The 13,190-nt window shown below is 37.4% G+C and carries 15 protein-coding genes and 1 pseudogene; 6 read left to right on the top strand and 10 right to left on the bottom strand.

What is annotated here, in order from left to right; all coding sequences use genetic code 11:
- Positions 1 to 2,101 (top strand): restriction endonuclease (locus BXY_RS02840; protein ID WP_208946739.1); only part of this gene is annotated, 2,101 nt, incomplete at its 5' end.
- Positions 2,102 to 2,133: 32 nt separating this feature from the next.
- Here the strand turns inward: BXY_RS02840 and BXY_RS02835 are convergent.
- Complete coding sequence (locus BXY_RS02835) at positions 2,134 to 2,358, bottom strand: hypothetical protein (protein ID WP_015531174.1); 225 nt, start codon at positions 2,356 to 2,358, stop codon at positions 2,134 to 2,136.
- Between the two features lie 106 nt (positions 2,359 to 2,464).
- Here BXY_RS02835 and BXY_RS02830 point away from each other — a divergent pair, with 106 nt between their 5' ends.
- Positions 2,465 to 3,268 (top strand): hypothetical protein, encoded by an 804-nt coding sequence (locus BXY_RS02830; protein ID WP_015531173.1) that lies wholly within the window; start codon positions 2,465 to 2,467, stop codon positions 3,266 to 3,268.
- Positions 3,269 to 3,404: 136 nt separating this feature from the next.
- On the opposite strand, the gene BXY_RS02825 is transcribed toward BXY_RS02830, so the two are convergent.
- Positions 3,405 to 3,578, bottom strand: a complete 174-nt coding sequence (locus tag BXY_RS02825) for a hypothetical protein (RefSeq protein ID WP_208946738.1) — start codon at positions 3,576 to 3,578, stop codon at positions 3,405 to 3,407.
- 113 nt (positions 3,579 to 3,691) lie between these two features.
- Between BXY_RS02825 and BXY_RS02820 the strand changes: the two genes are divergently transcribed.
- Positions 3,692 to 4,480, top strand: coding sequence for a S1 family peptidase (locus BXY_RS02820; protein ID WP_208946737.1), 789 nt, complete (start codon positions 3,692 to 3,694; stop codon positions 4,478 to 4,480).
- A 126-nt stretch (positions 4,481 to 4,606) separates the two neighbouring features.
- Here the strand turns inward: BXY_RS02820 and BXY_RS02815 are convergent, their stop codons facing one another.
- From BXY_RS02815 to BXY_RS02790, 7 genes are all read right to left on the bottom strand, one after another.
- Positions 4,607 to 6,142, bottom strand: a complete 1,536-nt coding sequence (locus tag BXY_RS02815) for a DUF2326 domain-containing protein (protein WP_208946736.1) — start codon at positions 6,140 to 6,142, stop codon at positions 4,607 to 4,609.
- Entirely contained in the window at positions 6,127 to 6,366 is a 240-nt protein-coding gene (locus BXY_RS02810) for a hypothetical protein (RefSeq protein ID WP_015531171.1), read from the bottom strand. The genes BXY_RS02815 and BXY_RS02810 overlap by 16 nt, the downstream gene beginning before the upstream one ends.
- Positions 6,363 to 6,599: an ABC-three component system middle component 8 gene (locus tag BXY_RS23850; protein WP_015531170.1), complete on the bottom strand. Its 237-nt coding sequence runs from the start codon at positions 6,597 to 6,599 to the stop codon at positions 6,363 to 6,365. The genes BXY_RS02810 and BXY_RS23850 overlap by 4 nt, the downstream gene beginning before the upstream one ends.
- Positions 6,596 to 7,087, bottom strand: a complete 492-nt coding sequence (locus BXY_RS02805) for an ABC-three component system protein (RefSeq protein WP_208946735.1) — start codon at positions 7,085 to 7,087, stop codon at positions 6,596 to 6,598. The genes BXY_RS23850 and BXY_RS02805 overlap by 4 nt, the downstream gene beginning before the upstream one ends.
- Positions 7,084 to 7,521: a hypothetical protein gene (locus tag BXY_RS02800; RefSeq protein WP_208946734.1), complete on the bottom strand. Its 438-nt coding sequence runs from the start codon at positions 7,519 to 7,521 to the stop codon at positions 7,084 to 7,086. Before BXY_RS02800 ends, BXY_RS02805 begins: the two co-directional genes overlap by 4 nt.
- A gap of 167 nt (positions 7,522 to 7,688) precedes the next feature.
- Complete coding sequence (locus BXY_RS02795; RefSeq protein ID WP_015531167.1) at positions 7,689 to 8,066, bottom strand: hypothetical protein; 378 nt, start codon at positions 8,064 to 8,066, stop codon at positions 7,689 to 7,691.
- A 2-nt stretch (positions 8,067 to 8,068) separates the two neighbouring features.
- Entirely contained in the window at positions 8,069 to 9,295 is a 1,227-nt protein-coding gene (locus tag BXY_RS02790; protein ID WP_208946908.1) for a site-specific integrase, read from the bottom strand.
- Between the two features lie 461 nt (positions 9,296 to 9,756).
- On the opposite strand from BXY_RS02790, the gene BXY_RS02785 reads away from it, so the two are divergent.
- Together BXY_RS02785 and BXY_RS02780 are read left to right on the top strand one after the other, a co-directional pair.
- The gene (locus BXY_RS02785; protein ID WP_008640146.1) at positions 9,757 to 10,047 is read left to right on the top strand and encodes a hypothetical protein; all 291 of its coding nucleotides are present in this window, start codon (positions 9,757 to 9,759) and stop codon (positions 10,045 to 10,047) included.
- 132 nt (positions 10,048 to 10,179) lie between these two features.
- Positions 10,180 to 11,719, top strand: a pseudogene (locus BXY_RS02780) (GNAT family N-acetyltransferase).
- Positions 11,720 to 11,795: 76 nt separating this feature from the next.
- On the opposite strand, the gene BXY_RS02775 reads toward BXY_RS02780, so the two are convergent.
- The gene (locus tag BXY_RS02775) at positions 11,796 to 12,845 is read right to left on the bottom strand and encodes a DUF2776 domain-containing protein (RefSeq protein WP_004316419.1); all 1,050 of its coding nucleotides are present in this window, start codon (positions 12,843 to 12,845) and stop codon (positions 11,796 to 11,798) included.
- A gap of 210 nt (positions 12,846 to 13,055) precedes the next feature.
- On the opposite strand from BXY_RS02775, the gene BXY_RS23845 reads away from it, so the two are divergent.
- A partial coding sequence (locus BXY_RS23845) for an isoleucyl-tRNA synthetase (RefSeq protein ID WP_394809835.1) occupies positions 13,056 to 13,190 on the top strand: 135 nt, incomplete at its 3' end.

Genomic DNA, 13,190 nt, shown 5'->3' with positions numbered 1-13,190 from the left:
AGAGCGAGCAAAAGAGCTGTTCGAGAAAGAGGATGAAGAGAATGCCGTAGATTTCGATGCCGAGAAATACAAGAAAGATGAAGCAAGCAACGCCATCAATGAAACATGGTTGCCTATCTCCACACGATACTATCTCTTCTTGTCGGGTACTCCATTCAGAGCAATAAATAACGGTGAATTTATAGAGGAGCAGATATTCAACTGGACTTACTCTGACGAGCAACGAGCAAAAGCAGAGTGGAAAAGGAGCGGTAATCCGTATCTTGCCTTGCCACGAATGGTTATGCTTACCTACCGTATGCCTGACGAGATACAGGAGGTTGCCAAGCAGGGAGAGTTTGACGAGTTCGACCTCAATCTGTTCTTTGCAGCAGAGGGCAAAGGCGAGAATGCCCGTTTCAAATATGAGAATGAGGTACAGAAATGGCTCGACCTTATTCGTGGCGGTTATTTGCCTGCAAGTGTCGATGATTTGAAACTCGGACAAGACAAGCGACCTCCAATGCCATTCAGCGATACACGCTTGCTTAATGTGCTTTCGCACACATTGTGGTTTTTGCCAAATGTGGCTTCGTGCTTTGCAATGGCTAATCTGCTTGCTCAAAGGCAAAACAAGTTCTACCACGACTATAAGGTAGTAGTTTGTGCCGGAACAGCAGCCGGCATCGGTCTTGATGCTCTACATCCTGTGCAAGCCAATATGGGCGATCCATTGGAAACAAAGACCATTACGCTCACTTGCGGTAAGTTGACAACGGGTGTAACAGTTAAACCTTGGACTGGTATATTTATGCTCCGTAATTTGAAAAGCCCTGAAACCTATTTTCAGGCTGCGTTCCGCGTGCAGAGTCCTTGGGAGGTGAAGAATGAAGAAGGTAGCAAGACCATAATGAAGAACGAGTGCTATGTATTCGACTTTGCACTCGACCGAGCTTTGCGGCAAATATCCGACTATAGCTGCCGGCTCGACATTAACGAGAGCAATCCCGAAGCAAAGGTAGGCGAATTTATAAAGTTCTTGCCCGTACTTGCATACGACGGCAGCAGTATGAAGGAGGTCGATGCACAAGATATTCTTGATATTGCATTGGCTGGAACATCGGCTACACTACTCGCAAAGCGTTGGGAATCTGCTCTGCTTGTGAATGTAGATAACGACACGCTGAAACGCTTGCTTGCAAGCCCTGAAGCAATGAAAGCCTTGATGAACATTGAGGGCTTCCGCAACTTGAACAGCGACCTTACTACCATTATAAATAAATCAGAAGCTGTAAAGAAGGCGAAGAAAGAGAACCCCGACCCGACACCAAAAGAGAAAAAAGAAATCTCTGCCGAGGAAAAGGAGATGAAGAGCAAACGCAAACAGATTCAGGAGAAACTGATAAAGTTTGCTACCCGAATCCCTGTATTTATGTACCTGACCGACTACCGCGAGCGATGCCTGAAAGATGTTATCACGCAGTTAGAGCCAGGCTTATTCAAAAAGGTTACAGGCTTGAGTGTCGAGGACTTCAATATGCTTTGCTCTCTTGGCGTGTTCAACGCACCGTTGATGAACGACGCCATCTTCAAATTCAAACGTTACGAGGATGCAAGTCTTACCTATACAGGTATTGACAAACATACCAATGACGAGGTCGGCGGTTGGGATACCACAATTCGCAAGACTCAATATGAGAAACTGTTCTATAATCAGCAATCCTCAATGAACAAGGTTGATTATAGTGCATATTCAAGGAGTAGTGAAACTACTGAGGATAAGCATGCAGAACAGCAAAGAACGGCTGTAAAGGTGGAACAACCTCAATCAAAGCCCATTGTTCAACCGCAATCTGTGAGGTTGGCAGCACCAGTATCGCCAATACACTCTGCTGCTCCCCATGATGTCGAAATTGACAACATCAAATCTCAATTAGAGGTATTGACGGTAGATAGCAACGTACTTCACAAAAAGTTCGGCAAAGGAACGGTTATAAAAAATCAACAAGAACGAGAAATTTATCCATATCAAATTCACCCTCGGCGAAAAGAAATTCATCTTCCCCGATGCTTTCCTGATGGGTTTCTTGGAGATGGAATAATAATTTTAGAACCTTTATAACTAAATAGCATGCGAGGTCGCAGGCTATTTAGTTATCTCATTTTTGACATTATCTCATATACTAATGCCTTAAAAAGATCTGCATCATTAACAATCGCTACTAAAGATTTCAAGTGATCTCCTGCGGCTTCTATATTGCGTTTAATTTTCTCAGCTTCGTGCGGATTCCTTGCATTGGGTAAAAATAATGCTTTTGAAATTTCTACAGCTTCATCTATCTGTTGTTCTGGTGTCCTTTGTATATTATTCATATCCATTTCACTAATAAAATTATCGTTCTAACTCTGCAAAGATAATAATTCTCAACTGAGAATAACAGATTTGAGAAATTATAAGTAATTTTGCAGAAAACATAAAAGAATAATGGATGTAGAAACTATGCTAAACAAGGATAATATAAAGAATTTTTTAAGAAATCCTCTTGGAGTAATTGCGTTATTTGTTACTATATGCTATTTGATAGCTGGGCTAGTATTCTCCATTGGGCTAGATAAACTAAATGGTGCTGAAGAACGACTACCATTTATTTGGTTTATTATTATCTTCCCTGTAGTCATTTTCGTTGTTTTTGTATTATTGGTTTGCTATCATCATGAGAAATTGTATGGTCCTACCGATTTTAAGAATGAGGATAATTTTGTCAAACTTACAAACGCAGAACGTAAAGCAAAATATTTAAGCGAGGCAACAGAGAATTCTAAATACGAAGAGCAAATGCCCATAAATATAGAGGATTCTGAAGAAGTTATTAAAAACGAGAAATCAAATATTTGTGCATTAGCGTTTTCTGCAGAAAACTCAGCTCATTTAGCAATACAAAAGTTAAATACAATTTACAATACAAAGTTTACAGAGGAAGTAAAAATTGGCAAATATAGGTATGATGCAATAGGTGCAATTAGTGATAGAATATATCTTGTTGAGTGTAAGTATATAAAGAATAATATTACCATTAATAGATTAAGAGATACATATCAGCAAGTTCTTAGATATAAGGAGAATCTTTTAAAAAAGAATCCACACATTATAATTGTATTTGTTTTGGAAAAATATACTGATGCAGTTAGTAAAAATATCAAAGAATATTATCAATCAATTGCGCCTGATATTGATATTTATGTGTTCGATTATAATGAGCTTAAAACACAGTTTAAAAGTATAGAATAAGTACACTACAAAAGTATATACCTACTATAATATAGCAAACAAAGATAATGTGAATTAAGAGTACCCCATTGCGTAATAGGTTAATTAATTTCTTCCTTCGCATTCTCAATAAGCAACTTTGTTCCCAATTGGTCCATTAAGAAGGTTCGCACATCTTCTTCGTAGCCGAGACCAAAGGCTCAATGTCGTCGATGGACTTGTCTGCCATCGAGCGAGCCAAAATTGACTGTACGGAGAAACTTTCAACTCCATCTCCACAGCCAATAAGAAGTACCACAAAGTGACTACCTACCAAGATTTGATAGAGCATGAATGCGATAGGATGATAAATATCTCATTCTTTTGGTTAAAAGAAACCTTAATTACAAATATTACTATACCTTTGCAGTAAGATAACTAACTTATAATAATATGCATCACGGATTGAATAATACATATATATACGCAGTAAGTAAAATCACATTAGTCATTTCTAATGGAACTGACAATGTATCAATACAAGGTACAGGTTTTTTTATTGTTAAAGAGAATGAGTTGTTTCTTATAACTAATAGACATGTGGTACAACCAGATTGGAAAGAAACCAAATATCAAGGGTACAAGCTGCTGAGCATCACATTTGATCGTCGCGACTATAATGAAACGACTAAAAATGTTGAGGTCGAAACAATAGAAATGAAATCATACAATATGCTATTTGCCGAAAATGATATAGACGACATTGCATGTATTACAAATATTGAAGTTAATGATTGCTGGTCTAAGAAGACTCCTATTTGCATCGAATATTCAATGTTAGCAAATTCTGAAAATTTTGAGAAAGACCTAAGTATTTGTGATAGTGTAGCAATCATAGGATTCCCTATTGTTTATGACCACAAGCATAATATGCCAATATTAAGAAGCGGAGTCATTTCCAGTGATCCTCGTCTTGATTATTCGTTCAACGGGAGAGATAATGGTCATGCATTAGCATATGAAGCATTTAGCACTTCTGGTGCTTCTGGTAGTCCTGTATTCGCAATTCAAAAAGGGTTCAAGATAGGAGATGGGTTAAAAGCTCCTGATGAATTCTATAGACCAGTAATGTTAATCGGTATAAATGCGGGAAATATTGAGACCAATCCAGATAAAGTGCATCAACAAATGTCATACATGTTTAAATCGGATCAAATTATAAAATTAATAGAAAAAGCTTGTGTTAACAAGTAAACCTAACCATCAGCACTCTTAACTCAAAAGACGTTTTTCATGTATAGCACTATGGGGCAGTCTAATATAAAAAGGCGTTCACAAATCATTGGAAGTAAACGCCTTTTTATATTCCCTATCTGAGTATTAAAAACTACGCATAAACAATTTTCCGCTGTCATCTAAATCATTAAGATTGAGGCAAACAGCATCCATTGGAAATTCTTGATTAGAATCTTCTACATTTTTAGGAATATCCGAATCAATTAATGATAAGATATATTGTAATCCATATTCAGAACAAATCCGTTGTGTAACCATGATAAGGCGTTGTTTTACGCGGTCATCTAATCCTTCTAATACACCATCGTGATAAACAAATCTATAAAAAGAATGCGATGAGTAAGAGACCAATAAAGCGATATCAAAGGCAACACACAATAACTTCTTATAGGAAGTTCCATCTGCTTCCGATGTAGTAACATGGGTTGTTGTTTGATAATCAGCCTCAAATTCAACATTTGCGTCCGAGTTTTGCTTTATTGATATAATAGCGTTTGTATCCGTTACTTCCGTTACAATTTGGTTGAAAATCTTATTGATGTCAGCATGAGCTCGACCATCAATAGCTTCACGAATTTTATCTATATACTCTTTCCTTTCGTCTTTAAGTTTTTCTATTTCTGTTCTAATAGTTGACGAATTGTCTATCAAACGTAATTTTTCTTGTAAAAGGGATAATTCAGCTTCTAAAGATGCTAATTCTTTTTGATAAACTTTGAATTTATCATATACATCAACTTCTGTTAAAATAGAAATCTTGTCACTGCGTTCTTGTTCTTTTACTTTTATTGCATCATTTATTTGGGCATACTCCTTCTTTAGGAAAGACAGATTCTCTTCCAGATATTTTCGTCTTTCAGAAGATATTGCATCAGTAAATCGCTCTAACTCCTCATATTGTTTTGATAATGATTCAGGGAAGAAGAGTTCGACTTCATTATACAGTTCTTTTAATTTATCTAATCGAACGGTTACAGATGTCTGTTCCAACGATGAATTAATCTTTTTGATCTCATATCCCAAACGGTATCTTTCAGAATTGAGAGTTTGTAACTGCGTGTCAATAGAGTCTATTAGTTCACGTGTCACCGTAACATCTTGGCTATAGAAATTAAATTTATCGATTTCCTTTTCCGTGCGGTCCTTCTCTTCCGACTTGATTTCAATAAGACCAATAATCTTATCACGTTCAGCAATGTCTATACTGGCTTGTTTTTGAAGAGTCGCAATCTCTGATTTTTTTTCTACTATTTCATCGTCACAGTGGAGTTTCTTTTCAACTAAGCTGCCATCAAATCCTAAAAGGTCAAAAACAAATGGTTTCCAACCAATGTGTTTACCCTTGAATTTATTAAGTTGAAATACATCTAAGTAATCTTTCTGAGAACGAAGGAAATAAGATATAGACTTACGATATGGCCAATTAGTCAGCACATCGTAGCCTAAAAATGTATTTAACATATCCTTAGCTTCCTCAAACGCTACATTCTCTTCATCCCATTCTGTTGGAATATCAAAGTTAGTTAAAGGAATTTCATTCAGTTTGAAACTTATTTTTGAGGGTTTTTCAATACCTCTGCGAATAACAAGGTATTTCCCTGAGTTTAGTAAAAGCTCCAAAAAAATGTTTGTGTAGAAAATATTGGATTTGCTAAAATTGGCGATTTCTTTGTAAATGTTGATAATAATAAAAAATCAATAACAACCAACAAAGACGTTTTGCCAAGATTATGAGTGTCTTTTTTGTTCTCTTTATCATGTATAGTAGCCAATACAATATTATAACCCTCATTGAACTTGACATTCTTAAATGGGCCATCTGAAAAAACTTTAATTAGTTTCATAATGTCAAAGTAAAAGAGTCCGAAGACTGGTTATATACTATCTTATTCAATAAGAACAAGAATGAGACCGCATACTCAAATGAGTCTCCTAAGTTTTGTCCGACCTTAGTAGTGACCGAGCGCTTAAGATCATCATATTTAATTATACCGTTCTTTGCAACTTCTTTAAGTGTAAGACCTGCAATGTAAGGTACTGATGTCTTAATATCTGTATGTTTATTAGGCGCAATCATTCTTTTATACCAATATCACAGTTACAATACATATAATGAAGCAAGGTGCGAACGAGTTTCTTTTTGCCTTTAAGTATGTCGGCATTGTCTCGTACCATATTATCATAGCATGTTTCAAGAACCTGTTCAAATTCATAAAACTGTTCTCTTTTTAAAGCTATTTTTGCATTTAACTCGCTTGCTGCATCGGCGTAAATCTCCTCAATGTCTTGATTTATGGAATCCGATAAAAATTTTCGTATTTTATCAAAATCCTCTAAACTTTTCTTGACAACATCCTCAAAATAGTTTTTACTAAGTTTGTTCAATTCATTCTTTTTATCCAAACCAGGATATTCAAATCCTGCTTGAGCAACAACCTTTTTGTTCTCTTTAATTTGCTTGTGCAGAAAAATGATAACATCACGCAAATCTGATTCATCAAATTCAAAAGGCAAAAGCAAACGATTTAATTCCGCAGCACGTACGACATCTGGATACTCTTTCAAATACATTTTGAATTTTTTTCCTCGGCAATTAATATAGTGGGAATACCTGTTGCATCATTAATTTTCTTTGATATCGTAGAATCTTGAATTCCAGAAAGAGAACGATTTGTAAAAAGAAGATAGAAATCTATTTCAGTACGACTCTTTAAAGATTCGATTGCAGTTATTACCTCATTTTCTATAATCCGACTGAAAGAAGATTCAGAACAAGATGCATTAATTTTCTCTGTATGCTTAGCTTGTATAATGATTTTCCCATTCCATGGACTAGATTCACTCGGGATTTTGTTGGCTTTACCAATAAATTTACCATCTTTTCCTCCGTCTTTACCTTTTGCAAATGGAATAGTCGCAGAGCCTAATATGTGATTGCATATTAGGATAACTAAATTCTCAAATTCATCGCAATTTAAATAATACAAAGGATATCTCATACTCATATTTTTCTTTACTTGTCAAATCAAGGTTCTATTAACCCTAATTTATTTTACAAAGATAATTCTTCTTATCAACTTAGCCAAAGTTTGTCCCAAGATTCTTAGCTTAATAGGTGTTTTTTTATGCAAATCAACATATAAAAGAACACTTCTTTATAACAGCTTTATGACAAAACAACATCTTGGGAAGATAATAGTGTTAGGAAAATCAATATGCCTATGTTATTTTCTTTCTGTTTGCACAAACCCTCCAATACCTTTTGCCTTATCCAGCTCGCTTCATAGGTATTCAATCTGAATGCAAGTGCAAAGACCATTTCGAGATTATAGAATGTAGACCAACTTTTAGGCGTTGCCAAATCGCATCGTTGAGTGTTTACAGGGCAAAGCGTTCCACTCTTGTATATTGCTTTTATGGCAACTCGGAGTGTCGGGGCTATCACCTCGAACAACTCCACCAATTCCATCTCAGACATCCAAACATTACCGCTTGGAATATTCACTATACCGCTTTCACTGATTGTTATAATTGCTCGTTCCATAGTTACATTGCTATTGAGATTTCACTAAAAGATTGATTAAGTCTGTTGCCGAACATCGTCAAATCCTTGTCGATTTTCTCGGTGGTTATCTTGGCATACTTTTGTGTCGTGGTAATGTTCGTATGCCCCAACACTCGGCTCACACTCTCAATAGGAACACCCTTACTCAGAGCAAGCGTAGCGAACCCATGACGACTTGAATGGAATGAAATATCCTTCGTAATACCGCACTCTTTTATCATCTTTTTCAGTGGTTTACAGATGTTCCAATAGTTGAGATTTGGGAATACCAGCTTATTCTCTTGAAACCTCTCGTAACGCTTGATTATCTGTAACGGAATATCTAGCAACTTCACTTGGAAATTGACCTTTGTTTTGTGTCTCTTAGATAGAATCCACTTCTCTCCGTTAATCTCTACAATATCATCGGTAGTCAGTTCCTTAATATCCACGAATGACAAGGCTGTAAAACTTGCAAACACGAACAGGTCTCGGATGTAAGCCAATTTCTTATCCACAAACTCGTGTGTCATTACAGCCTTGATTTCATCTTCTGTAAGATATTGTCGCTCCTTGATATTCTGATTAACCCGATACTGAGCAAACGGATTTCTCGGTGTCAGTCCATTATAATGAGCCTTAGAAACAATTGTCTTCAACCACATACAATGTGACCATACACTGCCATTATGTAGTCCTGCATCAGTAGAGAGATAAATTTCATACTCCTTGATAAAATCGGGAGTAAGTTCAAGCATGGAAATATCACTACGCTTGTAGCATTTTTTTATGAATGCAGCCAAATGATTTCGTGACCTTACACGCACCTTATAGGAACTTGCAGCACGGTCTATGCCGATACGCTTCTTGAAACTCTCATTGTCTTTATCAAACGCCCCGAGCAATGTTTCATACTCAGTTCCTATACCCTGATAGGCATTGCGTACCATTTCGGCAGTAACATAGGCTTCTCTATCCGAGATGCGCTGATAATGCTTGATGATTTGAGCCTTGATGTTATCCAAAGCCAAATTGATGTCCCGTGCCTCCTTGCTCTTGCCTTTTGCCCGATTACCTTTGGCATCCCACATTGTTTTTGCAATAGTCAGTTTGCAACTGAATTGTGCCACCGAGCCATTGATTGTAACTCGCCCCATAATAGGGACAATACCGTTTTTCTCCTTGCTTCCGTTCACGTAGAACAGTACCTTAAATGTACTTCGCATAATCCAATTCTTTTTGGTTACAAAATTAGTTATCAGCGAGTTGTACATTGTTATGCAGAATATGGCAGAGAGTAGAAATAGACTCCAACGCCCTATAACCTTACCTCGTTATCGGGTAATGATTTGAAAACCCTTCGCCCTCATTACCTTTCATTTCCTTGCACTTTCGCATCGGCGAGGCTTTCACCATAAGTCCTCATAAGTCATTGAACACCAGTGCCGCCATCATTATTTTCCCTCATTCGTTAAATTTTTCCAGAGATAAAATATATATTTGTGTAAAAGATATTATCGTTCGATTATTCCTTTTGACTATTAAATGAATTGATGTTAGAAAATATCTATTTGATTTTTTTTGTTTTTCAATTTATTAGAATAACTTTGATGAATATACTTATAGCTAACATTGTCCGCCATTCTTTATTCTCACAAATTAGTTGATTATTTTTTATATTGTTACTATTATGATTAGAATTATAGCTAGTATAAGGTTATATAAGGATGGTCGTAGAACCCCATTTTATAGTGGGTATCGACCTTTATTTGATTTTATTGAGGAGACGAAAACTTCTGGTCAAATAACTTTGCTTGATAGGGAGGCTTTTTATCCCGGAGATGAGGGGGTAGTTGAAATAGCTTTTCTTATTAGAAGAGCTTTAGGAGATAATTTTTCTGAAGGCACTAAGTTTACCTTTGGAGAAGGACGAAAGCACGTAGGAGAAGGTGAAGTAAAAGAAATATTAGAGTTAGAGTAATGTCAAAGTATATAAGTTTGAATTGAATAACTCAATTTACATAAAATACTATTATTAATTTTTCTTGGTTTCAAAACACAATTAAAGGATTAACTATACCTTTGCACTATCTTTTATAAAACACGTATTGTTATGGAACAACATCCGATAAAAATTAATAAAGTGCAGATACGCAATCTGCAAATAGAAGATTATGTACAACTATCCCAATCGTTTACCCGTGTTTATTCTGACGGTAGCGATGTGTTTTGGACTCGTGAGCAGATTCAGAAGTTGATTAAAATCTTTCCGGAGGGTCAGATCGTCACAGTCGTTGACGATAAAATAGTTGGTTGTGCTCTTTCCATTATTGTTGATTATGATAAAGTAAAGAACGACCATACGTATGCACAGGTTACGGGTAAGGAAACATTCAATACACATAGCTCTAAAGGAAATATCCTGTATGGCATTGAAGTATTCATCCACCCGGGCTATCGTGGTTTGCGTCTCGCACGTCGTATGTATGAATATCGTAAGGAGCTTTGCGAAACATTGAATCTGAAAGCAATCATGTTTGGCGGACGTATCCCGAATTATCATAAATATGCTGACAAAATGCGTCCGAAAGAATATATCGAACGGGTACGTCAACGCGAGATTTATGATCCGGTACTTACTTTCCAGTTGTCGAATGACTTTCACGTTCGTAAGGTAATGACTAATTATCTGCCAAATGATGAAGAATCAAAACATTATGCTTGTTTGTTGCAGTGGGATAATATTTATTATCAGCCACCTACACAAGAATATATCAGTCCCAAAACTACGGTTCGTGTAGGACTGGTGCAATGGCAGATGCGTAGTTATAAAACGTTGGATGACCTGTTCGAACAAGTAGAATTCTTTGTGGATGCAGTCTCTGATTATAAAAGTGATTTTGTTCTTTTCCCGGAATATTTCAATGCTCCTTTGATGTCGAAGTATAACGATAAAGGAGAATCGCAGGCTATTCGCGGATTGGCAAAGTATACGGATGAAATTCGGGAACGGTTTATGAATCTGGCTATTAGCTATAATATCAACATTATAACCGGAAGTATGCCATACGTAAAAGAGGACGGATTGCTTTATAATGTAGGTTTCCTTTGCCGACGGGATGGAACCTACGAAATGTATGAGAAATTACACGTCACTCCCGATGAAATAAAAAGTTGGGGACTTAATGGTGGTAAACTTCTGAATACTTTTGACACGGACTGTGCAAAGATTGGAGTTTTGATCTGTTATGATGTCGAGTTCCCCGAACTTTCCCGCCTGATGGCAGATCAGGGAATGCAGATATTATTTGTTCCTTTCCTGACAGATACCCAGAATGCCTATTCCCGTGTTCGTGTTTGTGCGCAGGCACGTGCCATCGAGAATGAATGTTTTTGTAGTCATTGCCGGAAGTGTAGGAAATCTTCCCCGTGTGCACAATATGGATATTCAATATGCCCAATCGGGGGTATTTACCCCATGCGACTTTGCTTTTCCAACGGACGGAAAGAGGGCGGAGGCAACTCCTAACACCGAAATGATTTTGGTATCGGATGTTGATCTGGATTTGCTGAACGAACTGCATACTTATGGTAGTGTACGCAACTTGAAAGACCGCAGGAATGACCTGTATGAGGTGAGATACAAGAAATAAAAAGAGTGACGCTATGCTGTCCGGATAGCGTCACTATCCGGGGCATATAGTGACGCCCTTTTTATAGAATACTTTTTTATTTGGAAGACGTGCCACTCTCCAATATACTAACGATAGAAAACAGCGTAAAGCAAATAGCTCCGAGACCTACCAAAACACGTGCCGGAATGAAATAATCAGCATGTATAGTAGCAAGCTCGAATACAAAAGCCGCCAGGAACAGACAAGCCAATGCCGTAAATACCGGAATCATAGGAATACGGTTGGCTAATTTGAACTCTTGCCTCCATATCTTAGCCAGCAGGATTACTTTGCTGGAAATACTGTAACATACTAACCCCAACCCGAGCATAATATATCCGGTGGTACCGTTTGCACTTCCGGAATCCGCCAAAATCACGAATAATCCCCATACAAAAGAGATAGATCCCATTAATAAAACCAGTTTCGGCCATTTATTCCGTTCTTTTTCTGAATAATCATTACGTATCTGGCGTGCTATGGTAGCTACCAGTGCAATCAAACTGGTACAAATACATGCCAGACCGACCATTACATGCCCCGCCACAAAATAAGCAGGATGAGAATGACTGTTGCCTAATAATACAAATGCCCATATCCATGCGATCAGCGAAACGATGATGGCAACAATGACCAATGCCCGTCTCTGATTAAGGGAAAAAGCTCCTTCCGGAACTTCATTACTTGTCGCTTTTGAATTCCTCGGAATTAAAGAGAATCGGGTAGAAGAGGTGGCGGCGGTAGCTACACAAGTGGTAATAAATCCAACGCCGGTGATAACGTGTCCTGCAACAAATGCAGAGGTGGAAGTGGCATTACTGAAAATGCAGATGCCTCCAATAATAGTAATGATGGCTGCCAGATAGCCTATAACCGGCAAAATGTATTTGGCCGATTTATTATAAGTATGTATGATTTGCCGGATGATAGTGGCAGCCGTGCAAAACAGTGCAATGCATATCATACCGAGTGAAAACACAACAGGACCGGCCACAACACGACTCCCGTCATCTCCATAACCATAAATGAACGCTCCGTATCCGAAGCAAAAAATAGCCATCGCCAAAGGGATTGCTCTGAATAAAATGCTAATACCGTAATTCATAAGTTAAAGTGCTTTTAGGTTTCCCACTAAAACAAGGAGATACCTGTTTTGTTTAGGCTGTAGGCAGTTTATAATCGTTAACTTCACACGAATCCGATTAAAAGTCTTAGCTTTTTGCTCAACTAAACAAATGTTTTTGTAAATTTGCACCCTTAAAAATGGGGATACCCCTCAAATTGTAAATTGTAAATAGTAAAATCGTAGACAGCTATGGGTAAGAGATTTACTGAATATTCGCAGTTTGACCTTTCGCAGGTGAACAAAGATGTGCTGAAGAAATGGGACGAGAACCAGGTTTTCGCCAAGAGTATGACAGAACGTGATGGCTGTCCTTCGTTCGTGTTT

Source organism: Bacteroides xylanisolvens XB1A (assembly GCF_000210075.1).
Lineage (GTDB): Bacteria > Bacteroidota > Bacteroidia > Bacteroidales > Bacteroidaceae > Bacteroides > Bacteroides xylanisolvens.
This window is presented reverse-complemented; position numbering and strand designations above follow the sequence as displayed.

Coding starts and splice junctions, on each gene's coding strand:
- BXY_RS02835 (WP_015531174.1), bottom strand. CDS start 2,358: ATGGATATGAATAATATACAAAGGACACCAGAACAACAGATAGATGAA.
- BXY_RS02785 (WP_008640146.1), top strand. CDS start 9,757: ATGATTAGAATTATAGCTAGTATAAGGTTATATAAGGATGGTCGTAGA.
- BXY_RS23850 (WP_015531170.1), bottom strand. CDS start 6,599: ATGATTGCGCCTAATAAACATACAGATATTAAGACATCAGTACCTTAC.
- BXY_RS02810 (WP_015531171.1), bottom strand. CDS start 6,366: ATGAAACTAATTAAAGTTTTTTCAGATGGCCCATTTAAGAATGTCAAG.
- BXY_RS02775 (WP_004316419.1), bottom strand. CDS start 12,845: ATGAATTACGGTATTAGCATTTTATTCAGAGCAATCCCTTTGGCGATG.
- BXY_RS02795 (WP_015531167.1), bottom strand. CDS start 8,066: ATGGAACGAGCAATTATAACAATCAGTGAAAGCGGTATAGTGAATATT.
- BXY_RS02800 (WP_208946734.1), bottom strand. CDS start 7,521: ATGAGATATCCTTTGTATTATTTAAATTGCGATGAATTTGAGAATTTA.
- BXY_RS02830 (WP_015531173.1), top strand. CDS start 2,465: ATGGATGTAGAAACTATGCTAAACAAGGATAATATAAAGAATTTTTTA.
- BXY_RS02825 (WP_208946738.1), bottom strand. CDS start 3,578: ATGCTCTATCAAATCTTGGTAGGTAGTCACTTTGTGGTACTTCTTATT.